The following is a 20,955-nucleotide window of genomic DNA, read 5'->3' on the forward strand; positions in this document are numbered from 1 at the left end:
GCTGAAAACCGAACTTTTTGAACTTTTATTATTAAGACAAATTGATATTGAGTTGGAAGGAGGAGCTTTTGTGATTTTAAAAACGAAGTTGTTTGGCCGCGTGTATCAGTTCAGCAGCCTTATGGAAGTTATGGCAAAAGCAAACGAGGAAAAATCAGGGGATACACTGGCTGGGCTGGGTGCTACTTCGTCTGAAGAGCGTGTAGCTGCGAAGGTAGTGCTCTCCCAAATTAAGCTGTCTGATCTGCGCAACAATCCAGCCGTTCCTTACGAGGTGGATGAGGTTACCCGCATTATCCAAGATGGGGTTAATGAGCGCATTTACAGTGAAATTCAAAACTGGACGGTTGAAGAGCTGCGTGAGTGGATCTTGAATGAGAACACGACTGAAGCTGACATTAAGCGCGTATCGCGCGGGTTGACAGCCGAAATGATTGCAGCGGTTGCGAAGATTATGTCCAACCTTGACCTGATGTACGGTGCGAAGAAGATTCGCATTGAGGCTACTGCCAATACGACGATTGGCCGTGCAGGTACGTTGTCCGCACGTTTGCAGCCGAATCACCCGACAGATGATCCGGATGGAATCATGGCTTCCCTTATGGAAGGCTTGACCTTCGGTATCGGGGATGCCGTACTTGGTCTCAATCCAGTTGACGACTCTGTTGAGAGTGTAACGGGTGTATTGAAGCGATGCGAGGAATTCCGTCAGAAGTGGGAGATTCCAACGCAAACTTGCGTTTTGGCTCACGTTACCACGCAAATGGAAGCGGTGAAGCGCGGCGCGCCGACAGGACTTATCTTCCAATCGATCGCCGGCTCTCAAAAAGGGAATGAAGCATTCGGCTTCAACGCCGACACGATTGCGGAAGCGCAGCAGCTTGTCTTGCAGCACGGGCAAGTAGCAGGGCCAGACGTCATGTACTTTGAAACCGGTCAAGGCTCGGAGTTGTCTTCCGAAGCGCATCACGGCATTGACCAAGTGACGATGGAAGCGCGTTGCTACGGTTTTGCGAAGAAATACAATCCATTCCTAGTCAATACTGTTGTTGGATTCATCGGGCCTGAGTATCTGTACGATGCGAAGCAAGTCGTTCGCGCCGGCTTGGAAGATCACTTCATGGGCAAGCTGACAGGCGTCTCCATGGGTTGTGATGCTTGCTACACGAACCATATGAAGGCTGACCAGAATGACTTGGAGAACTTGGCTGTGCTCTTGTCCGCAGCAGGTTGTAACTTCTTCATGGGCATCCCGCATGGCGATGATGTCATGCTTAACTATCAGACAACAGGCTATCATGAAACCGCGACGCTGCGTGAATTGCTTGGCTTGCGTCCAATCCGCGAGTTCGAACAATGGATGGAGAAGATGGGCTTCATTGAAAATGGCAAGTTGACGAAAAAAGCCGGAGACGCATCCGTGTTTCTTAAGTAGGGAAAGGAGGGAGCTCACATGAACGAAAAAGATCTAAAATCGATGATTGAATCGATATTGAACGAAATGGTAGGAAACGAGACGGAGCCAGCTGCAGAAGCAGTGAAGGAAGTCGTCACGAAGGCAGTGGAAGTGACTGCTCCGCAAGAGGGAAAAACGGAGTCTGCCGTAGGTGGGCTGGTACAAGCCACCATGCCTGCAGAAGAGCAACTGGACGATGGCGAATGTCTGGATGATATTACAGATATCGATCTGCGCAAGCTGCTGCTTGTACCGGATCCAGAAGACCGCGAAGGCTACTTGAAAATGAAAGAAAAAACACCAGCACGCCTTGGCGTATGGCGTGCAGGCCCGCGATACAAGACAATTACGTCGCTGCGCTTCCGTGCTGACCATGCTGCAGCACAAGATGCCGTGTTCTCCTACGTGTCTGAGGACTTCGTGAAGGAAATGAATCTTGTGCCGATTGCGACAAAATGTCGGGACAAGGATGAATATATTACGCGCCCTGACTTGGGACGCCAATTCTCGGATGAAACGATTGCGACGATTAAACAGCGTACGACCAATCAGGCGAAAGTTCAGATTATGGTTGGCGATGGCTTAAGTTCCGCCGCGATTGAAGCCAATTTGCGCGACATCATTCCATCCATCACGCAAGGTCTGAAGATGTACGGTTATGAAGTCGGCAATATCTTGTTCGTTAAGCATTGCCGCGTTCCTTCGATGGATGTCATCGGCGATGTAACAGAAGCAGATGTCGTATGCCTGCTCGTAGGAGAGCGACCAGGATTGGTAACCGCAGAATCGATGAGCGCCTATATCGCATACAAGCCGACGGTAGGTATGCCGGAAGCGAGACGTACGGTTATCTCCAACATTCACTCAGGCGGTACGCCTGCGGTTGAAGCGGGCGCGCATATTGCGGAGCTGATCAAGACGATGATCGACCGCAAAGCATCAGGTATTGATTTGAAACTGTAGCGTTCATTCCAATGTCGTTCACTAATCACGACATGTTGAACACGCAATTTATAAGCTATCGCAAGGAGGAAGGCACGTATGAGAAACGAACCGATTCATGCAACGGTGCTCGGCATGAAGCTCATTTCCAACGTAAGCCTGGATATGGCAAGCAAGCTGGAGCTGAAGCCGCACCATAAGAGCTTAGGTATTATTACTGCTGACATTGACGATGTCACGTACGTGGCATTGGATGAAGCGACAAAAGCAGCAGCCGTAGATGTTGTCTATGCAAAAAGCATGTATGCCGGATCGGCCAATGCTTCAACGAAGCTGGCAGGCGAGGTCATTGGTATTCTGGCAGGACCCAATCCAGAAGAAGTGCGCAGCGGCATGAGCGCCGTTGCGGATTTCATCGAGAGCGGAGCGCATTTCGTGAGTGCAAATGAAGATAACAGCATTACGTATTTCGCTCACTGTGTATCCCGTACAGGAACGCACTTATCCGAGACAGCAGGCATCAAGGAAGGAGAAGCGATCGCTTACTTAATCGCTCCTCCACTTGAAGCAATGTATGCACTCGATGCAGCACTGAAGGCCGCAGATGTGACAATTGCCGCTTTCTTCGGACCACCTTCCGAAACCAACTTCGGTGGTGCATTGCTTACGGGCAGTCAATCGGCCTGCAAGGCAGCATGCGATGCGTTCGCAGACGCTGTCCAATTCGTCGCAGACAATCCGACGAGTTATTAAGGTAACGGGCGATGAGAAATAGTGCATTAGGATTGGTTGAAGTTAGGGGATATCTCGGAGCAGTCGCTGCGGCAGATGCCGCTTTGAAGGCAGCAAGCGTTACTTGTATCGGTGTAGAAATCATCAATGGTGGATTGGTAACGGTGAAGCTCGATGGTGATGTCGGAGCTGTACAAGCTGCCGTTGAAGCGGGAGCAGAGCTGGCCAAGCAGCTGGATGTACTCGTCACTCGTCATGTGATTGCTCGCATGCATGAAGAGACAGCAGCAATGGTTGCGACTCCTGATACTCCTGATGACGAAGGCGACAATCACTGTCAGGTTCAAGAGAGCGACAGCACGAGTCAAAAAGAGCAAGGCGAGGCGGAGCTCGTATCTGAGATTGCGGCTGTACATGAAGCCGTAACAGATACGAAAGAAGCTAAGGATGTTGCAAATAAGTTCGCTGCAACGAGCATCAACGAAGCTGACGAAAAGAATTTCAGAAGCGAAAAGCATGATGCTTCGGATGAAGTTTCGAAGTCGGTCAAGCTAGAGTCGACCGAAGGAAGTAACAATGAAGTTGCTGCAACTGGCCAGGAACGCATTCCTGCAATCACGGATTCCGTGAACGCAATTCAAGCAGATGAAGCTTCTGCGGCTGAGGATGCTAATGGTAAGGAAGAAACTGTTGCTAAGTCTGAGCAAGTAGCTGCTCCGAAGGTTTCGCAAGCGAAAGCAGAATCAACTGCTGCTAAGGCTTCCAACAGTACTGTTGAAAGTAAGGAAAACGCTGGCATAACGAAAACCGCTCATGCTTCGAATTCTGCGGGTTTGAATACGTCAACTGTTGACGACAAGCAGAAGCAAGCTGGAACTGGTAATGGCGGCGCTGCACGCGTAAAGCCAGTGTCTTCACCAGCCGCGAAACGGAGCAAAAGCACAAAAAAAGCAAGTTCGTAAAAATTGGAGTAGAGAGAAGGAATATTGATGGAAACATTGGATAAAGACCTGCGATCCATTCAAGAAGTCCGTGATCTGATTAAGAAAGCGAAGGAAGCGCAAGCGAAGCTTGCCGTCATGACGCAGGAGCAGATTGACGCAATCGTCAAGGCAGTAGCGGATGCTGGCTACAAGCATCGCGAGAAGCTCGCGAAGATGGCGAATGAGGAAACTGGCTTCGGCCGTTGGCAGGATAAAATCATCAAGAACTCATTTGCTTCGAAGCACGTTTATGCATCGATCAAGGACATGAAGACAGTTGGCGTGTTGAAGGATGACAAGGCGCACAAGGTGATGGAGGTAGCGGTTCCAGTCGGCGTTATTGCGGGTCTGATTCCGTCTACGAATCCAACATCGACAGTTATCTACAAGGCGCTCATCGCGTTGAAAGCTGGGAACAGCATTGTGTTCTCTCCACATCCGAACGCGCTCAAGAGCATTTTGGAAACAGTGAAGGACATCAGCGAGGCAGCTGTGCAAGCAGGTTGTCCGGAAGGTGCCATCGGCGTCATGACCGTTCCTACGATCCAAGGTACGGATCAATTGATGAAGCACAAAGATGTTGCCTTGATTCTTGCAACTGGTGGAACAGCGATGGTCAAAGCCGCTTATTCCTCCGGTACGCCGGCAATCGGGGTTGGCCCGGGCAACGGTCCTGCCTTCATTGAGAAGAGTGCGAACATCCCGCTTGCAGTCAAGCGCATCATGGATTCCAAAACGTTCGACAACGGCACAATCTGTGCATCCGAACAATCCGTTGTTGTGGAAGCTTGCAGTAAGGATGCGGTAATTGCGGAATTTAAAAAGCAGGGGGCTTACTTCCTTTCCAAGGAAGAGGCAGCACAGCTTGGCAAGTTCATTATGCGCGCAAATGGCACTATGAATCCGCAGATCGTCGGACGCAGTGTGGAACATATCGCGAAGCTGGCGAACCTGCGCATTCCAGCAGATGCACGCGTGCTGATCGCAGAAGAGACACAAGTTGGACCGAAGGTTCCATACTCTCGCGAGAAGCTGGCTCCGATTCTTGCCTTCTACACAGAAGACAGCTGGGAAGCGGCATGCGAGCGCTGCATCGAGATTCTGCATGGCGAGGGTGCAGGCCATACGATGGTCATTCACTCCGAAAATGAAGAAATCATTCGCGAGTTCGCATTGAAGAAGCCAGTATCCCGCTTGCTTGTGAACACACCGGGTACACTTGGCGGTATCGGCGCAACAACAGCAATTGCACCGGCGCTTACGCTGGGATGCGGTGCAGTTGGCGGCAGCTCGACATCCGACAACATCAGCCCACTTAACCTGCTTAACATCCGCAGAGTCGCTTATGGACTTCGCGAGATGGAAGATTTGATGGAGCAGGAGCAGCCTGTGGCTCAGCAAGATAAATTGGCAAGCCTTAATTTGGGAGACAAAGAAGAGCTGATCGGCATGATCGTCGCTCGTATTCTCGAAAAACTGTAAGTTGATAGATTCATGAGGATTCCTATTTATTTGTTTCACAACAATGGTAACTCAACATTTTATATACAACTAATTCTAATTTATTGACTACTAGGAGGAATTTTATTATGGCAAACGCAAACGCATTGGGAATGGTAGAAACTAAAGGTTTGGTAGGCGCAATCGAAGCAGCAGACGCAATGGTAAAAGCAGCTAACGTTACATTGATCGGTAAAGAGCAAATCGGTGCAGGTCTCGTAACTGTAATGGTTCGCGGCGACGTAGGCGCAGTTAAAGCAGCTACAGATGCAGGTGCGGCAGCAGCAGAACGTGTTGGCGAATTGTTGTCCGTACACGTCATTCCAAGACCACATTCCGAAGTGGATGCAATCTTGCCTAAGACAAAAACAGTAGAGTAATTCGGATTCCGGACGAGTCTATTGAAAGAGATGAAGCAGGATGCTGGCGTTAAGCTCGGCATCCTGCAACTCATCTATCGTGATGAATCGGCTTGTTCAAGCCGAGATGATTGGCGTTAACGAGATGGATTTGAACAACACGCATTCGCACGAGAAGGATGTGAGAACATGGCTCTGATTACGGAAAGCGAACTCCGCAAGCATTTTCGAAACCAGAATTTGAAGGATGTTGCCGTATATGAGACGGCGGCAGGTACAATTCTAACGCCGTCGGCCAAGAGCTTCTTGACCGATCACCAGATCGAACTCCGATATGTGACGGCTCCTGAACCTGGGGCGAATACGGCCACGGTGGAGGCACCGTCGGCGACTAAGGAAGTTAAACTGCAGATTACGAAAAACCTGGATGTCGAACCTGCGACAGAAGGCAAGAAGCGGTTTCGCACGCTGTATGGCGGTTTTTTGGAAACGAAGCCGGAGCATATGACCCATTTATATGGCAATATGCTTGTATTCAAGGATCATCCACGGATCCTCTTCCGCGGGAAGTTGGATTCATTGGAAACAAAATTATTAGAAGCGCAAATTAGCTGCTTCAAGTTGAACATGACCAAGCTGGTCGATGATTTGGAAGAAATCCTGCAATTCGTACGGCGAGTCGTGCGGTGCGAGGTACTGAGTGAGAGCATTGAAGAGTTTCATTTGCTTGGGATGACAGCGAAGGAACTGCGAGAGCAATCTCATTTTCCCAAGAAGTACTTTGGATTGGAACATTTTCAACCCAGCTATGAAATGGGCGAAGCGGTTGTTGTTATAAATGCGTTGCGCACATTGACAAGGGAGACGGAACTGTTGGCTTATCAGGCCTTCAAGAAGGAGCATGGCGAAGCAGATCGCGAGGATATTATCCGTTCGCTGAACCGATTGTCATCCTTGTTCTGGATTATCATGTTCCGTATCCGTGTTGGACACTACGATAAATGAGGTGAAAATGGTGGATAACCAACTGGTAGAAAGCATTATTAACGAAGTGGTGAAACGTGTGCAGAATGAAGCCTGCTTCGAGGTGGAAGCATCCGGCAAGCATGTGCATTTGAACCGGGAAGCGATCGATGCGTTGTTCGGCGAAGGCTATCAATTGACGAAGGCGAAGGAGTTGTCCCAGCCTGGGCAATATGCCTGTAAAGAACGCGTTACACTAATCGGTCCGAAGGGCTCTCTGCATAACGTAGTCGTGCTTGGCCCTGAGCGCAAGGAATCTCAAGTGGAGGTATCACTGACAGATTCTGTTGTGCTTGGTGTGTCTGTACCTGTAAAAGAAAGCGGCAAGCTGGAAGGAACTCCGGGCATCGTGATTGTTTCTGGCAGCAACATGATTCGATTGGAGAAAGGACTCATCGCTGCACAGCGCCATATTCATGTGAAAGCTGAGGATGCTGAGAAGTTCAACGTGAAAAATGGCGAGATCGTACAGGTGAAAGTGTATGGCAAGCGCCCGCTTATTTTCGACGATGTGCTTGTACGTGTCAGCTCCAACTATGAGACTTACATGCATATCGACTATGATGAGGCAAATGCATGCGGCTTTGCGAAAGGGACGAAGGGCATAATTGTAAAGCAGAGCATCTAGGTTTAGGAGTGTGAAAAAATGAACATAGAAGCTCAAGACCGGGCTGCAATCATTGAAGCCGTAGCAGCAGAGGTAATCAAAAGACTAGGGCAACAGGGCAAGAAAGAACCGATTGCAGCGAGAAAGCAAGCGGTTCTTCTATCCATGGAAGCGGTACCGGAATTGGAGAGCGTACTGAATTCGCATGTTGACGTTCATTATTATGATGAGACGCTCAGAGATTGTGATGTATTAATTATTCCGAAGCTATGCATTCAGCTGCTAGCCAATCTCGCTAACGGCATAAGTGCAGGCCCGCGCGAACGATTTGTCTTGACGATGCTGCTTAAGGGGCGAGAGGTTATCGCACTCGAAGAAGGATTGCTGTATCGCAAATACAAGTCGACGGCACCTGTACTGTTGTACAAGATGTATGACGAGTTTGCGGCAAAGCTTAGTGCTTACGGCATTCGGCTGGTAAAAGAGCAGGATCTTCCTGCAGCCTGCCTAGAGAATGGCAATGTCTCTGGAAAACTGCAAGTTGGACAACAGCCATTGGCTTCAACGGAAGATAATCGGGTTGAATCCGTAGTAAGCGACCTAGCGTCTCACGCGCTAGTGCTGAATCGCAAGGTTATTACGGAAGCGGAATTGAAGAAGCATCGTCTGCATAACGGAAAAGAAATTGTCATTGATCGGCACAGCATCATTACACCGCTCGCGCAAGACTACTTGCGCATGCAGAAGATGCAGGTGCACAGAAGATAACGGCGGGGTGAAGCTATGATCGTGGGACAAGTTACGGGAAGCCTGTGGGCGACCCGCAAGGACAACAAGCTGAATGGTCTGACCTTCCTGGTGGTCAAGCCGTTATCGAATCATGATGAACCCGTTCAGCGTGATTACTTCGTCGCGGCAGATAATGCAGGAGCGGGCATCGGTGATACTGTGCTCGTGACAACGGGAAGCGCAGCCCGTGCATCATTCACGAACTCAGACATACCGGTCGACGCGGTTATTGTCGGCATTGTCGATTCCATCGAGGTATCTCATGACTAGTGCAATCGGTGTGATTGAGCTGCGCAGCATAAGCAAAGGCTATGAGACGGCTGACCGCATGCTGAAGACATCTCCCGTCAGCGTGCATCATATGAAGCCGATCTGCCCGGGGAAGTTCCTCATTATGATGAGTGGTGACACGGCAGATGTTCAGGCTGCGATGGAAGCAGCCCGAGCGGAAGCAAGTGATTTCCGTATTAGCGATTTCGAACTGCACGGTGTTCATTCCGAAGTCGTCGAGGGGCTGAAACGCAGCAACGCTTCACTACCTGTGGATGCGCTTGGAATTGTGGAGACTTCTACAGTGTCTTCCGGTATTTATGCACTGAATGAAGCACTGAAGCAAAGTGACATTCACGTGAAGAAAATGAATCTCGGCATGGCTATCGGCGGCAAGTTCCTCGCCGTATTCACGGGTAGTGTGAGCGATGTCGAGCAGGGGATGAAGGTGTTCGTATCCTCCATGGATCAAAAGCGGATTATTCATTATTCCGTGATACCTTCCCCATCCGAAGAACTCAAACAACACTTCCGATAGGTAGTTTAAAAAGCTCGCTTTTGATCACGAAGTAAAATTGAAAGCAACTCGGCATCGAATCTTGCGTTCACTCTTGAAGTCCTCTGCTCATGTAGTTTAGCCTACACTGCGCTGCTCCTTCTTCGAGTTCTCGCGATTTTCTCGGTGCTGAAAACCGATCTTTTTAAACGTGATTGAAAATAGGTAGTTTAAAAAGCTCGCTTTTGATCTTAGGTAAGAATGGAGGAGCACGTTCGTGGAGATTAATGAAATCATCATTTACGGCATGGTTATCTTCATGATTCTCGGTGCGATCGACAAGTGCATCGGGTATAAATTCGGATTGGGACACCAGTTCGATGAGGGTATTATGGCAATGGGGTCGCTTACACTAGCCATGGTGGGGATTATCTCTCTGTCCCCAGTATTGGCCAAGGTGCTAAGTCCGGTGGTCGTACCGCTGTACAGTGCGCTCGGAGCAGACCCGGCAATGTTTGCCACGACGCTGTTAGCCAACGATATGGGCGGGTTCTCACTCGCACAGGAATTGGCGCAGACGCCGGAAGCGGGATTGTTCGCGGGTACGATTCTAGGCGCCATGCTCGGGCCAACAATCGTATTCATTATTCCAGTCGCACTCGGCATTATTAAGAAGGAAGACCAGAAGTACTTGGCAACCGGCGTATTGGCTGGTATAGTTACCATTCCTCTTGGTTGCTTAATCGGGGGATTGGTGGCAGGTTACTCGATTTCAATGATTTTGACCAACCTAGTTCCAATCATCCTGTTCGCAGTGCTGATTGTGTTAGGTTTATGGAAATTCCCGAATGGAATGATTAAGGGCTTCACGATCTTCGGTCAGTTCATCGTCATTGTTGCGACGCTTGGACTTGCGGTTGGTATCACGCAGCAGTTGACCGATATTACAATCATTCCGGGACTTGCACCGATTGAAGAAGGAATTAAGATCGTTGGCGACATCTCCATTGTATTGGCTGGTGCTTTTGCGATGGTATTCGTCATTACGAAGGTATTCAACAAGCCGCTTATGAAGCTGGGCAAAATGCTCGGTATGAACGAGATTGCTGCAGCGGGCTTGGTAGCAACGCTTGCTAACGTTATCCCGATGTTCGGTATGATGAAGGATATGGATGTGCGCGGTAAGGTCATCAACGTTGCATTTGCTGTCTCTGCCGCATTCGTATTCGGCGATCACCTCGGCTTTACGGCTGGGGTTGCGAAGGAAATGATCTTCCCAATGATCGTCGGCAAGCTTGTAGGTGGTATTACAGCGATTATCGTCGCTATGTTCTTGGCCAAAAAGTTGGCACCCGAACCGGAGCAGAAGGAAGAGCTTCCGGAATCGATCTAATGAATGGTATGGGCACTCTATCTCTCTATTTTATGTATATGGGCATGATATAAATTGTTTTGAACTCTTCTTTAGGTGTAATGCCTAAGAAGGGTTCTTTTTTTGATATTGGTTAGGGAAATTACTAACTCGGAGCCATACAATGTGGACAGTGGTGTGTCGGAAAGTGAACGTAATCGGGTGCATGAATGAAATCTCATGCACCCGAATTAAGGATATTTAGTTGTTTCTCATGACATCAATTAATCTTTTTGTCCAGCTAAAGTCTGTTTTTGTAATTGTATTATCTCCGTATACTTTTCCATCTCTATCGATGGCATAGATAAACATTCCGCCCTTAGGGCCATCTTTTGGCTGCCAAGCTGCATATTTGTAAGCTCTGCTTGTTTCAAATGGTTCCTGAGCATCACCCCAGTTGGCACCTAATTCTTCTTGAAAAGATATTCCCGGAAGAAATTGATCAGGGGAGATCGTATTTTTATAAGTTGCCCATGTAGTATCTAGTCTACTAGGGGTTCTGCCGTAAGCTTGAAGGAACAAATAGTCACAGAATGGAGCTACTTTTTTGAACAGGCTATGATTGTCTTTGTTTGTATCATAGATAAGCAATTTGCCACTGTTCGACAGTGGTCCTAAACGTTTAGACAGAGCTTCAAAAGTACCAGAAGCTTTTGTTTCTTTGTCTTGTGTTAACGTTTCCTCCATATCAATGTCTAAGCCATCTAAATTGTAGGGAGTTATGTATTTATCAACTAAAGATTGCGCATGATTATCATATTCTTTGGATGTGGGCATTGTACCCATACTAGGAACGTTATATAGCTCCCTTATATCTATCGTGCGTATCACTTTGGTTTGACGTTCGTGTAAGGCAGGCACATATGTATCACGAAGCGTGTCCCAAAATAACTTTTCATTTGTACCTGGGTTAACATAGTGGAAGACAGAAACGATATCGACTCCTTCAGGAATATCTGTCATCGCTGTCACATTAGGGTCTGGGAGAGTTGAATTTGCATCATGAGGCATAGTTATGTCACGCCATGTTCTGTAGTATGCCATCATTACAGGAGATTTTTGACCTTTGGTCAATTCGTTTGCTAAAGAAGTTGAAGGACTAGCTGAAACAATTGAGCCACTCACTAAAGATAAAATTAAAACGGTTGACAAGAGCAACAACATGGATGTTTTTTTCATAAATGATAACTCCCTTTCTTAGATGATAATTTACCAAAATAAAGTAAGCGGTTACATTTCAGAGAAAATCATGTCTTCAGCGCTGTCTTTCATCCCATAAATTCAAAGCCTCCCCAAAGAAGTATTCACGTATTACGGTTTGACTCACCATAGGCGTAAATTCCTGCATCTGCAAAAGTTGAGTCATTACTATTATCGTACAGAAGTACAAAAAAGTGAAGTGAAATCGTAAAATTAATGCTATTTTTTGGATCCAGTTGCCACTATTTCTTCTCCCAAGACCGTTTCATTCGGCGTGAATCCAGTAGTAAAGCCACATTGGCTATAAGGGGGAAAGGATAATATCCCTAGAAATAGGTTAGCCTCAGATTAGTCCGAGGCTTTTTTTCTATCAACTATACAACGTGATTTAGGCATGCCAATCTATTGCTTCTCTTTCAAGGTTCTTCACGAATGAATCCTTCCCGTCCATATAAGCTTCGATGTCATCAGGGTATTGTCGCGCTAGCCTTTCTTTTAAGCGGCCATATCGTGATGCAATGTCGGAGTGTATTCGCAAATAATCCCTTACTGCCAAATGACGATGAATATCTTCCGTGTTATCGAACTGAAATGTATGCACGTGATGGGTTCGATGATCTCCGCCCTTTCTGAAATACCGTCTTCCTTTCATGCCGAACTCGCCCATGCATTCGTAACCGAGTTCCTTCATTTGCTCATTAAAAGAATCGATTCTGGTGATGTCCTTTACAACAGGCATCATATCGATAATCGGTTTGGCTTGTAACCCGGGTACTGAAGTGCTGCCGATATGATGGATTTCGATCAACTCATCTCTGAATATCGCTTTTATTTTTTGCGCTTCATCATCGAACATACGATTCCAGTTTTCATTATATTTCGTGACGATTACGTTCATTGTTACTGATCTCCTCCTTCGAACCTGTACGTTATGTTGATCTTACTAGCGATCTATTCCTGTAGATATATAATAGGGGGGGATAATATAAGAAGTAAACGATCTGGTCGGTTTCGAAGTAGGAGAGAGCGGAAGAGTAGCATTATATAAATATACTCCGACGAACAGTCTATCGTAACCGAGGGGCTCGTTTTATGTTCAAACGCTAAATCACTCGTAGGAATACTATAAGGCAGATTTCGCAACAAACTGGCACGAAAGAAAGGTTATCTAAACGGGCTAATGTAAGGTGATCCGTCGTGCTCCTCCGGCTTTTCCCAGACCAGACTTGATCGTGACGGCTACTGGGTTGCTGGAAATTGCCAAAGCGCTCGGCATCTTGATCAACGCTTCGCTTAAGTTGACTTCTATATTTTAATGTGGATTAACATGAAAAAATAAATGCCCGATTTTCGGCGGAACTATTTTTCGGAAACGTTATAATCATAACAGTGTTTCGCAATGGCTTCAAAGAATTCAAAACCGTATTAAAAGGAGGAGCAGAATGATACCGACCGACAGGAAACTCGTGTATTACCAGGCGCTTATCGATAAAAAGTCCGAGTATGAAGGCATTTTCTATGTCGGAGTGAAGACAACCGGTGTGTTTTGCCGACCTACATGTCCGGCAAGAAAACCAAAATTTGAAAATTGTGAATTTTATGAGACAGCCAAGGAAGCCCTTCTGGCATCATTCCGACCCTGCCAGCGCTGCCGTCCGCTATCTCATCCGGGCCATGTCTCGGAGCTGGTTCGTAAACTAGTCAACGCGGTGGAAGAAAACCCGGAACACCGCTGGACGGACGAAGACTTCCGAAAATTATCCGTGGATGCTTCAACTGCGCGCCGCCAGTTCAAGAAGAGGTTCGGAATGACTTTTGTTGAATATGCGAGATCTCGGCGAATGGGAATAGCCTTGAAGCATATCCGGGCAGGCAGCACGGTCATAGAAGCGCAGTTGTCCGCAGGTTATGAATCCGGCAGCGGCTTCAGGGATGCGTTTTCGCGCATTATGGGTACAGCACCTGCCGGGCTGGGCAATCAACAGATTTTAAAGGCATCGTGGTTGGATACGCGTCTTGGTCCGATGATCGCAATCGCTGATGAACAAGCGCTATATTTACTCGAATTTATAGACCGCAGAGGATTGGAGCGAGAGATTGAACGCCTGAGAAGGAAGACAAAATCCGCGGTCATTCCGGGCAGCACAGCGCCGATCAATTCGATTGAAAGGGAACTCAGGGATTATTTCGAAGGTAAGTTAACAGAATTCAAAACGCCAGTGAAATTGCTTGGATCGCCTTTTCAGAAGAAGGTGTGGGAACAATTGCGGCAAATTCCTCCGGGTCAGGCGACTTCGTATGCCGACATTGCCTCGGCGATTGGAAAGCCAAGTGCTTATCGTGCCGTAGCCCAAGCAAATGGAGCCAACCAGATGGCGATTGTGATTCCATGTCACCGTGTTATCAACTCGAACGGCGACTTGGGCGGTTATGGAGGAGGTATATCTCGGAAACAATGGCTGCTTGACCATGAGAAGAATGGGAGCGTGGAGGAGGACATAAGATGATGAAGATCAAGCAGTCGGGCAAGTGGTCCATTTTACTCGTGGTTACACTCGTGTCATTTATTACGAATCTAGATGCTACGATTGTGGTTAACGGTCTCCCTCCACTCATGGAAGAACTGCATCTTTCGATTGGAACGGGAATGTGGACGATCACCTCGTTCTACATTACGAGTACAGTATTCCTCCTTCCTTCTGGCCGATGGTCCGATATGTTCGGTACCAAACGCATTTTTCTATGGGGGTTCGCTTTGTTCACGATTGCTACTGCTTTTTGCGGTATGTCAGACTCCGGCGCAGTTCTAATCGCGGCTCGCCTTCTGCAAGGTACCGGTGCTGCCATGGCGATGGCGGCATCCACTCCGATCTTGATACGGACATTTCCGCCTAATGAACTTGGGGTCGCACTCGGCATTAACAATATCGCATGGGTGACAGGCTCTCTCATTGGTCCTGTTGCCGGAGGTCTACTAATCGGCGAATTTGGATGGCGTTCCATGTTCTACGCGGTCGTTCCGATCGGTATTGTTGGTTTGGTCGCCGGTATTCTAATTCTAAAGGATGATAAATTGATCGAAAAAACGAAGACTGACTGGCTCGGCGTGTTGACGTACGGAACAGGTTTAACCGCACTGCTTATCGCCTTGTCCGATGGGGGTGGGTATCGGAAAAAACGTTTGGACTGTTCGCAGTAGCGCTGTTCCTTTGGATTACCTTCATCTTCATTGAGAAGAAGGTTAAGCATCCATTGTTTTATTTGGGTCTTTTCGCTTATCGGGAATACTCCATAGGACTCGGAATCACAATGAGCTACTGTATCGGTTATTTCGCCGTCACCATTCTGCTCACGCTGTATTTGCAAGCTGCACTACACCTCAGACCGTTAGAGTCGGGGTTGTTATTGATTCGCTATCAGTGCCCCAGTTGTTCACAGCCCCATTCGGAGGTAGGCTTGCCGATCGTATCGGCCCTGCAAGAATGATTCTGCTCGGATCGTTTTTTATTGGTTTCGCGCTACTGATGCTTGGACAACTCGGGCCCGAACTGTCGAATATAGCTGTCATTGTTCCGCTTTTAATCATTTCTGCAGCAACCGGACTTTCCTGGCCATCCCTTGCTAAAGCGGTACTATCAGCCGCTCCACAAGAGCAAGCTGGTTCTGCATCAGGTATGTTCTGGACCGTATACAACATGTGCAGGGCTATTAGCCAAGCGCTTGCGTTAGATGTAGTTCAATTAGTGGCCCACTCCGATGTTAATTTAGTCGGGGGTTATGAGTTGGGTCAATCGAAGGAAGTCCTGATTCGAGCTACTAACATCGGTTTCCGATTCTTCGCAGTCTTTCTCGCACTTGCAGTCGTGCTTGGACTATTTTTACTACGACCGCAGCACAAGACCGCAAGGGAACTAGCAAACACTTACAATAACGAATAAACATACCTCCTGAAATTGAAAAGGCCTAAAGAGTAAAGAGATACAAATTGGTGAGGAAAGAAAAGACAGAGGGGCTATTAGAACCGAATCCGGAGAAACAGAGATCCTTGGAATGGATTTTCGATTTTTATGACCCTAGCGGAAATATGTTAGTGGCTCATGGTAAATCAAATTTCGTAGAGTAGATCTCTGCCTCCGACACTTAACTAGGTATTGAAAAATAAATAGTTCGTATCTTCACCATTGCATGTAAAGCGATCAATTCAGATTCAAAGTAGGTGGGAGCGAAGTGTAACCGAATGTACTCAGGCTATCATGACGAGGTAGGGCATCGCGTCGCAGATGATGCAGCGTCTCGTATCCATGCTGCATTTCGAGCAAGAGACACAGCAAAAAGCATCCGCAGAACGGATGCTTTTTGCTAATTTAGGATTACACCGCGGTATCGATTCCCGTATTGGAGCGTACGAGAATTTCATCGAATTCGACTTGATTGTCGGCTTTTCCTGTTTTTCTCGACAACATGGTGCCGATATAACCAGCGATGAAGCCGAGCGGAATGGAGACAATACCTGGGGTCGTGAGCGGATACAGCGCGTGTCCAACGAAGATCGCCTTTCCAGCTTCAGGATGAAATACGTTCGGACTGACGAGAACGAGCCCCACGGAGGTGATCAGACCAACCATCATGGCCCAGATCGCACCATTCGTATTAAAACGCCTCCAGAAAATCGTATATAGAATAACAGGCAGGTTTGCACTTGCTGCAACGGCAAACGCTAGCGATACGAGGAATGCAACGTTAAGATTTTGTGCAAAAAAGGCTAGAATAATGGAAATAACAGATATCCCAATGGAAGCATAGCGTGCCATATTGACCTGCTGCTTCTCTGTCGCTTGCCCTTTTCTCAAGATTTGATTGTAGAAGTCATGGGAGAAGGCTGCAGCAGCGGTAAGTACAAGTCCTGCTACAACGGCGAGAATGGTTGCGAAGGCGACAGCAGAAATAAATGCAAATAGCATATTGCCACCTAGTGCTTTTGCGAGGAGCGGAGCTGCCATGTTCCCTGCTTTATCCGCGGCGGTAATATCTCCATTTCCAACAAATGCAGCAGCCCCAAAACCTAGGAATATCGTCATCACATAGAAAATACCGATTATCCAAGTTGCGTATACAACCGAGCTGCGAGCTGTCTTCGCATTTTTAACCGTAAAGAAGCGGACAAGAATATGAGGAAGGCCCGCGGTTCCAAGAACTAAGCCCATCGTTAAGGAGAGTGTGTCAAGACCATCTTTATACTTAACACCAGGATTAAGGAATTTCTCTTTGAGTGGTGTTGCATCTTTGACATGATCAAACATGCCTGTGAGGCTCCAGTTGAATTTGTACAGCACGAGAATCGAGATAAGAAGCGTGCCGGCCATAAGCAGAATTGCTTTGACAATCTGTACCCAACTCGTTGCGTGCATTCCGCCAAAAGTGACGTAGATGGTCATAAGAACACCTACGATGATGACGGAGGTTGCAAAATCAATGCCGAGAAGCAGCTTGATCAAAGCTCCTGCCCCTACAAGCTGTGCAATCATGTAGAAGATGGATATGGCAATGGTATTAAACGCTGCGAATCCGCGAATTTTTGTCGTTTTAAAGCGAGCGGCAATCATATCCGCAAACGTATATTTCCCTAAATTTCGTAAAGGTTCTGCGACCAAGAATAGGACGACTAAGTAAGCAACAAGGAAGCCGATGCTGTAGAAAAATCCATCAAATCCTGCTAGCGCAATCGATCCTGCAATCCCCAAGAACGAAGCCGCTGACATATAGTCCCCGGCAATCGCCATCCCGTTCTGCCATCCGGTTAAGCCGCCTCCAGCTGTATAGAATTCGCTTGCAGATTTACTCTTTTTCGATGCCCAATAGGTAATAATGAGTGTCACCGCAACGATGGCTAAAAACATAATAAATGCAGCAGTATTCATGGTTTACCTCCCTTTCTCAGCAATAATTTGGTCGGAGGCTTTATCAAATGTAGATGCCTTTTTGTAGTAAATCATACAAAATGCCCAGGTCATCACAAATTGCAGTAAGGCAAAGACCCAAGCCCATGTAATACTGCCGTAAAAGGAATAATTCAAGATGTCCGTGTAGGATGTAAGGATCGGCAAGGCGAAATAGAAGCAAAGGAAGAAGATTGTGAAAGGAATAATGAAGATTTTCTTGGTTCGAATCAGCATTCTGAAGCTATCTGATTTCGCAATTGATGAGTATTGTTCGGGAGTTAATTCCTGCTTCGTGTGCTTGGCTGTTACCTTTTTACCTGCCATCAGCAATCCCTCTCATTCAATGAGTATACCTGCATCGTACAAAAAAGAAGCGCTTACAAAATACTCCGTGCAGTTAGAAGTGGCCACCACCTTTAATGTTCATGTAGATGTGTACAACTTGTGAAAATATAATTCGAAGATATTATACTATAAAATGAATTGTTGTAAAGATATACCTGATTTATGACTTTATTTCAGTCCATTACGATTTGTAATCGTGAAGAGGTGTCTTCGAAATAGGCTTGATTGCTGATCTCATGCTGTGAAGTTGAATGTGTAACGTTATATGCACCATACTGGTGGTTTATACCTGTGTTTATAATTGCGGGAACTAGATAAGAAGTAAACGATCTGTTAAGATTCGAAGCAGAAGGGGGCGGAAGAGTAACCTATGAATAAGCCAAGTACGCAGCATTTCGCAGCATTGAATGAATATGTTGAGCGGATTCAGCATCAGATTTCAGCCACAGCAGCGGCTACCTATATTCTTCATAAGCAGGAAGTTGTTAACGAATGGTACTCTGGAACTCATGACAGGGCAGGGCAACGCATTGTAGATGCAGCGTCTCGCTTCAACGTCGCATCGGTGAGAAAAACATATCTAGGGTTCGTGGTCAGCTTAGCATTGTATGAAGGAAAAATCCGCAGCTTGGATGACTCTATCACGGACTACATAGACGACGACTACTTAGATATCACAGATCAGCAAATGGCAGCGATGCTGACCGGGACGACGATACGGCATTTGCTGACTCATACGCATGGACTCCATCATTCGAATCGAAGATTGTTTTCTGCCGGTACCGACTGGGCCTATAACAACATGGGTGTAAACCTACTTATTAAGTTGATGGAGAAACTGTATGAGAAGCCGTTTGTCCACGTATTGGAGGAAACAGTGTTCCACCCGTTCGGATTTACAGAGACAGGATGGAGCAAAGAACGAGATGATAATCTGGTCTGGCTTCATGAAGAATATACGGATGATCAGGGGAATGATGGGAATTTATTTGTAAGTGCACGTGAGTTGGCGAGATGGGGACAGCTTCATTTAGATAAGGGCATGTACCAGGGAACTAAAATCATTCCAGCAGAAGTCTTCGAACTGGCTACATCCATATGTACACCGCCTCAATTAGAGACGCATTTGCCGAGGAACGGTTTCTTCTGGTTTGTTCAGGATGTTCCGCGCGCTGCGTCTGAGCTGGGGGATCAGCTTCCGGGAGGTTCGTTTCAATCGCTCGGCATAACTGGCTGCGCTTGCCTTGTCATTCCGAAATATCAAACGGTGGCAGTAAGAATGTACAATCAACAGGGTGGAAATCCTGAAAGTTATGACTATTTAGAGGATATTAAAACGTTTGGCAATATGGTGTGCAATAGGATCGAGAAAATGTAGTGAAAAACTGTGTTAGAAGGTTAGCATCAACTAGATATACAATAAAGAAGCTCTCGATATTTCGAGAGCTTACTAACCTGATTCTCATTACATCATATGTATGACACAAAATTAGAACTACTGTTTTATGTCACCAAATCTCCCTCGACAATCTTGGTCATATAGAGCTCTGGCTGTGCAAGGAAATCCTCGAAACTGCATACATCGCCGTATTCCTGGTGCTCTTCATCATAGTAACCGACGCATTTCGTCTTTGGATTCCAGACAAGGAGAATCGAAGAATAATTATCAACGACTGCGGAGAGACGCAGCAATTTCTTCCTACCTGCCTTCATTTCAATCGTATCTGAAAAAGTGAAGAACTCGATGTAGCCGATTTCGAACTCATTGTCAGGCAATTCGATCCGCAGCTTGTCTCCCATTAGAAAATCAATAACGTTTTGCGGCAGTCTATAGTTCTTCAGTGCCAATTTTTTATTTTCATAGGTATGGAATTCTGCAGGTTCCAATGACTTCAAATACTCGGCCATCGCGCTATCTTTATTTTGCACAGCAATCGTATAGGCACGATCACCGCCTTTTTCACATATACACACATCGGCTCCATGTTCAACTAAGTATTGAACCATCTTCAAATCGCCATTTCGTGCGGCAGTGGTTAAGGGGGTAGCACAATAAGGGAAGACCATATCCGGCTTATTGAAATTGATATCCACTCCATGCTGAAGCATAAATTCAATTGTACGCCAATCCCGATCGTTAACGGCTTTACGTAGTGTATAGCCGCCATAACTGGCTGCATCCAAGCCAAGCTCATGGATAAGCGGAAGGTTGTGTTTGTTCCCGTAATAAGCTTGTTGATAGGCATTGGACTTAAGCTGATCTAGGGCATCGACCTTGGCTCCATGCGCTACGATGTATCTTATGATCTCCTCTTCACAATAGCGAACAGCGAGCAGGAAGGACGGTTCCTTCTTATGATTCAAATTCACACCATGCTCGATAAGCAATTTAATTACCTCGAATTGTCCCGCAATTAAGGCTGCTTCTATCGGGATCACAGTCGTATATTGGCTTATTCTAATCTCTTGTTCCATATCCCAGCCCTGTGCAATGGCATCGCGCAGCTCTGATAGATTGCCTTCATTGATGTGTCTGACAAGATCAGGAAGCGACGTATCGGTTCCAATGTCCTTTAGCTTAAACATCTCAACAACTCCACTCGTGTAAGAATCTACAGCAGTTATTCATTGACCGAAAACGTTGAAGCTATTAATTCAACATAGCCATCATATCCTGTAATCATATAATGCCTTAGACCAAGCCTATTTTTAGGGTCATATTTTTTAACATTTTCCTGCAGGTATGTAGAATTAACCACTTCATAAAAACCTAAATGATGAAATTTTTCTTGATCAGGGACATCAATATAATAACCATTATAATGATTCTCATAGAAAGGTACAGTTACGCATTTAGCTTCTGCCACTAGTGGGGGTAGCGTCAAGAATTTTGTGTAAATGAA

22 protein-coding genes and 1 pseudogene are annotated in these 20,955 nt (G+C 46.7%); 17 read left to right on the forward strand and 6 right to left on the reverse strand.

All coding sequences use genetic code 11. The features are described from left to right. Positions 1–70: 70 nt before the first annotated feature. The 13 genes from BBG47_RS23850 to eutH all read left to right on the forward strand — a co-directional run bounded on the left by BBG47_RS23850 (position 71) and on the right by eutH (position 10,550). The gene (locus tag BBG47_RS23850) at positions 71–1,435 is read left to right on the forward strand and encodes an ethanolamine ammonia-lyase subunit EutB (RefSeq protein WP_065293814.1); all 1,365 of its coding nucleotides are present in this window, start codon (positions 71–73) and stop codon (positions 1,433–1,435) included. A gap of 18 nt (positions 1,436–1,453) precedes the next feature. Next, positions 1,454–2,419, forward strand: a complete 966-nt coding sequence (eutC, locus tag BBG47_RS23855) for an ethanolamine ammonia-lyase subunit EutC (protein ID WP_065293798.1) — start codon at positions 1,454–1,456, stop codon at positions 2,417–2,419. 78 nt (positions 2,420–2,497) lie between these two features. Beyond that, complete coding sequence (eutL, locus tag BBG47_RS23860) at positions 2,498–3,151, forward strand: ethanolamine utilization microcompartment protein EutL (protein ID WP_021252532.1); 654 nt, start codon at positions 2,498–2,500, stop codon at positions 3,149–3,151. Between the two features lie 11 nt (positions 3,152–3,162). After that, positions 3,163–4,092, forward strand: a complete 930-nt coding sequence (locus BBG47_RS31455; RefSeq protein WP_065293799.1) for a BMC domain-containing protein — start codon at positions 3,163–3,165, stop codon at positions 4,090–4,092. A gap of 27 nt (positions 4,093–4,119) precedes the next feature. Beyond that, positions 4,120–5,595 (forward strand): acetaldehyde dehydrogenase (acetylating), encoded by a 1,476-nt coding sequence (locus BBG47_RS23870; RefSeq protein ID WP_065293800.1) that lies wholly within the window; start codon positions 4,120–4,122, stop codon positions 5,593–5,595. A 107-nt stretch (positions 5,596–5,702) separates the two neighbouring features. Beyond that, entirely contained in the window at positions 5,703–5,993 is a 291-nt protein-coding gene (locus BBG47_RS23875; RefSeq protein ID WP_005549798.1) for a BMC domain-containing protein, read from the forward strand. 40 nt (positions 5,994–6,033) lie between these two features. Continuing rightward, positions 6,034–6,171: a hypothetical protein gene (locus tag BBG47_RS30120; RefSeq protein WP_155987197.1), complete on the forward strand. Its 138-nt coding sequence runs from the start codon at positions 6,034–6,036 to the stop codon at positions 6,169–6,171. Further along, entirely contained in the window at positions 6,162–6,977 is an 816-nt protein-coding gene (locus tag BBG47_RS23880) for a cobalamin adenosyltransferase (RefSeq protein WP_065293801.1), read from the forward strand. Before BBG47_RS30120 ends, BBG47_RS23880 begins: the two co-directional genes overlap by 10 nt. A 10-nt stretch (positions 6,978–6,987) precedes the next feature. After that, complete coding sequence (gene eutD / locus BBG47_RS23885; RefSeq protein WP_217492518.1) at positions 6,988–7,623, forward strand: ethanolamine utilization phosphate acetyltransferase EutD; 636 nt, start codon at positions 6,988–6,990, stop codon at positions 7,621–7,623. 18 nt (positions 7,624–7,641) lie between these two features. Then, positions 7,642–8,370, forward strand: coding sequence for an ethanolamine utilization protein (locus BBG47_RS23890; protein ID WP_065293803.1), 729 nt, complete (start codon positions 7,642–7,644; stop codon positions 8,368–8,370). Positions 8,371–8,385: 15 nt separating this feature from the next. After that, on the forward strand, positions 8,386–8,661 hold the full coding sequence (locus tag BBG47_RS23895; RefSeq protein ID WP_021252525.1) for a EutN/CcmL family microcompartment protein: 276 nt from the start codon (positions 8,386–8,388) through the stop codon (positions 8,659–8,661). Then, on the forward strand, positions 8,654–9,199 hold the full coding sequence (locus tag BBG47_RS23900; protein ID WP_065293804.1) for a BMC domain-containing protein: 546 nt from the start codon (positions 8,654–8,656) through the stop codon (positions 9,197–9,199). Before BBG47_RS23895 ends, BBG47_RS23900 begins: the two co-directional genes overlap by 8 nt. 235 nt (positions 9,200–9,434) lie before the next feature. Continuing rightward, positions 9,435–10,550, forward strand: a complete 1,116-nt coding sequence (eutH, locus tag BBG47_RS23905; RefSeq protein ID WP_065293805.1) for an ethanolamine utilization protein EutH — start codon at positions 9,435–9,437, stop codon at positions 10,548–10,550. 219 nt (positions 10,551–10,769) lie between these two features. Here the strand turns inward: eutH and BBG47_RS23910 are convergent, their stop codons facing one another. Both BBG47_RS23910 and BBG47_RS23915 read right to left on the reverse strand, forming a co-directional pair. Further along, positions 10,770–11,747, reverse strand: a complete 978-nt coding sequence (locus BBG47_RS23910) for an EndoS/ChiA family endoglycosidase (RefSeq protein WP_065293806.1) — start codon at positions 11,745–11,747, stop codon at positions 10,770–10,772. Between the two features lie 409 nt (positions 11,748–12,156). Next, positions 12,157–12,666: a GrpB family protein gene (locus BBG47_RS23915; protein ID WP_065293807.1), complete on the reverse strand. Its 510-nt coding sequence runs from the start codon at positions 12,664–12,666 to the stop codon at positions 12,157–12,159. Positions 12,667–13,210: 544 nt separating this feature from the next. Between BBG47_RS23915 and BBG47_RS23920 the strand changes: the two genes are divergently transcribed. The 3 genes from BBG47_RS23920 (at position 13,211) to BBG47_RS30885 (ending at position 15,706) form a co-directional block, all read left to right on the forward strand. Continuing rightward, positions 13,211–14,275, forward strand: a complete 1,065-nt coding sequence (locus BBG47_RS23920; protein WP_065293808.1) for a bifunctional transcriptional activator/DNA repair enzyme AdaA — start codon at positions 13,211–13,213, stop codon at positions 14,273–14,275. Next, a complete protein-coding gene (locus BBG47_RS30880) occupies positions 14,272–14,967 on the forward strand; it encodes an MFS transporter (RefSeq protein WP_254659908.1) in 696 nt (231 codons plus the stop codon). The genes BBG47_RS23920 and BBG47_RS30880 overlap by 4 nt, the downstream gene beginning before the upstream one ends. Before the next feature lie 229 nt (positions 14,968–15,196). Beyond that, positions 15,197–15,706 carry an MFS transporter gene (locus BBG47_RS30885; RefSeq protein ID WP_254659909.1) on the forward strand — a complete coding sequence of 170 codons (510 nt, stop codon included), beginning with the start codon at positions 15,197–15,199 and terminating at the stop codon, positions 15,704–15,706. A 432-nt stretch (positions 15,707–16,138) separates the two neighbouring features. Here the strand turns inward: BBG47_RS30885 and BBG47_RS23930 are convergent, their stop codons facing one another. Both BBG47_RS23930 and BBG47_RS23935 read right to left on the reverse strand, forming a co-directional pair. Further along, positions 16,139–17,686 (reverse strand): solute symporter family protein, encoded by a 1,548-nt coding sequence (locus tag BBG47_RS23930; protein ID WP_065293809.1) that lies wholly within the window; start codon positions 17,684–17,686, stop codon positions 16,139–16,141. A gap of 3 nt (positions 17,687–17,689) precedes the next feature. After that, positions 17,690–18,031, reverse strand: coding sequence for a DUF485 domain-containing protein (locus tag BBG47_RS23935; RefSeq protein WP_065293810.1), 342 nt, complete (start codon positions 18,029–18,031; stop codon positions 17,690–17,692). 391 nt (positions 18,032–18,422) lie between these two features. Between BBG47_RS23935 and BBG47_RS23940 the strand changes: the two genes are divergently transcribed. Beyond that, entirely contained in the window at positions 18,423–19,430 is a 1,008-nt protein-coding gene (locus tag BBG47_RS23940) for a serine hydrolase domain-containing protein (protein WP_065293811.1), read from the forward strand. A 125-nt stretch (positions 19,431–19,555) separates the two neighbouring features. Here BBG47_RS23940 and BBG47_RS23945 read toward each other — a convergent pair whose 3' ends face one another. Beyond that, on the reverse strand, positions 19,556–20,638 hold the full coding sequence (locus BBG47_RS23945; RefSeq protein WP_065293812.1) for an ankyrin repeat domain-containing protein: 1,083 nt from the start codon (positions 20,636–20,638) through the stop codon (positions 19,556–19,558). A gap of 35 nt (positions 20,639–20,673) precedes the next feature. Then, a pseudogene (locus BBG47_RS23950) lies at positions 20,674–20,955 on the reverse strand (hypothetical protein); the annotation flags it as partial.

Origin of the sequence: Paenibacillus sp. KS1 (genome assembly GCF_001680695.1) — a bacterium.
GTDB lineage: Bacteria > Bacillota > Bacilli > Paenibacillales > Paenibacillaceae > Paenibacillus_B > Paenibacillus_B suaedae.

Bases quoted from the DNA above. Each gene is read 5' to 3' on its own strand.
- BBG47_RS23940 (WP_065293811.1), top strand. From the start codon at position 18,423: ATGAATAAGCCAAGTACGCAGCATTTCGCAGCATTGAATGAATATGTT.
- BBG47_RS30880 (WP_254659908.1), top strand. From the start codon at position 14,272: ATGATGAAGATCAAGCAGTCGGGCAAGTGGTCCATTTTACTCGTGGTT.
- BBG47_RS23910 (WP_065293806.1), bottom strand. From the start codon at position 11,747: ATGAAAAAAACATCCATGTTGTTGCTCTTGTCAACCGTTTTAATTTTA.
- BBG47_RS23890 (WP_065293803.1), top strand. From the start codon at position 7,642: ATGAACATAGAAGCTCAAGACCGGGCTGCAATCATTGAAGCCGTAGCA.
- BBG47_RS30120 (WP_155987197.1), top strand. From the start codon at position 6,034: ATGCTGGCGTTAAGCTCGGCATCCTGCAACTCATCTATCGTGATGAAT.
- BBG47_RS23930 (WP_065293809.1), bottom strand. From the start codon at position 17,686: ATGAATACTGCTGCATTTATTATGTTTTTAGCCATCGTTGCGGTGACA.
- BBG47_RS23870 (WP_065293800.1), top strand. From the start codon at position 4,120: ATGGAAACATTGGATAAAGACCTGCGATCCATTCAAGAAGTCCGTGAT.
- BBG47_RS23915 (WP_065293807.1), bottom strand. From the start codon at position 12,666: ATGAACGTAATCGTCACGAAATATAATGAAAACTGGAATCGTATGTTC.
- eutL (WP_021252532.1), top strand. From the start codon at position 2,498: ATGAGAAACGAACCGATTCATGCAACGGTGCTCGGCATGAAGCTCATT.
- BBG47_RS23920 (WP_065293808.1), top strand. From the start codon at position 13,211: ATGATACCGACCGACAGGAAACTCGTGTATTACCAGGCGCTTATCGAT.
- BBG47_RS23900 (WP_065293804.1), top strand. From the start codon at position 8,654: ATGACTAGTGCAATCGGTGTGATTGAGCTGCGCAGCATAAGCAAAGGC.
- BBG47_RS23945 (WP_065293812.1), bottom strand. From the start codon at position 20,638: ATGTTTAAGCTAAAGGACATTGGAACCGATACGTCGCTTCCTGATCTT.
- BBG47_RS23935 (WP_065293810.1), bottom strand. From the start codon at position 18,031: ATGGCAGGTAAAAAGGTAACAGCCAAGCACACGAAGCAGGAATTAACT.
- BBG47_RS23875 (WP_005549798.1), top strand. From the start codon at position 5,703: ATGGCAAACGCAAACGCATTGGGAATGGTAGAAACTAAAGGTTTGGTA.
- BBG47_RS23880 (WP_065293801.1), top strand. From the start codon at position 6,162: ATGGCTCTGATTACGGAAAGCGAACTCCGCAAGCATTTTCGAAACCAG.
- BBG47_RS31455 (WP_065293799.1), top strand. From the start codon at position 3,163: ATGAGAAATAGTGCATTAGGATTGGTTGAAGTTAGGGGATATCTCGGA.
- BBG47_RS23895 (WP_021252525.1), top strand. From the start codon at position 8,386: ATGATCGTGGGACAAGTTACGGGAAGCCTGTGGGCGACCCGCAAGGAC.
- eutC (WP_065293798.1), top strand. From the start codon at position 1,454: ATGAACGAAAAAGATCTAAAATCGATGATTGAATCGATATTGAACGAA.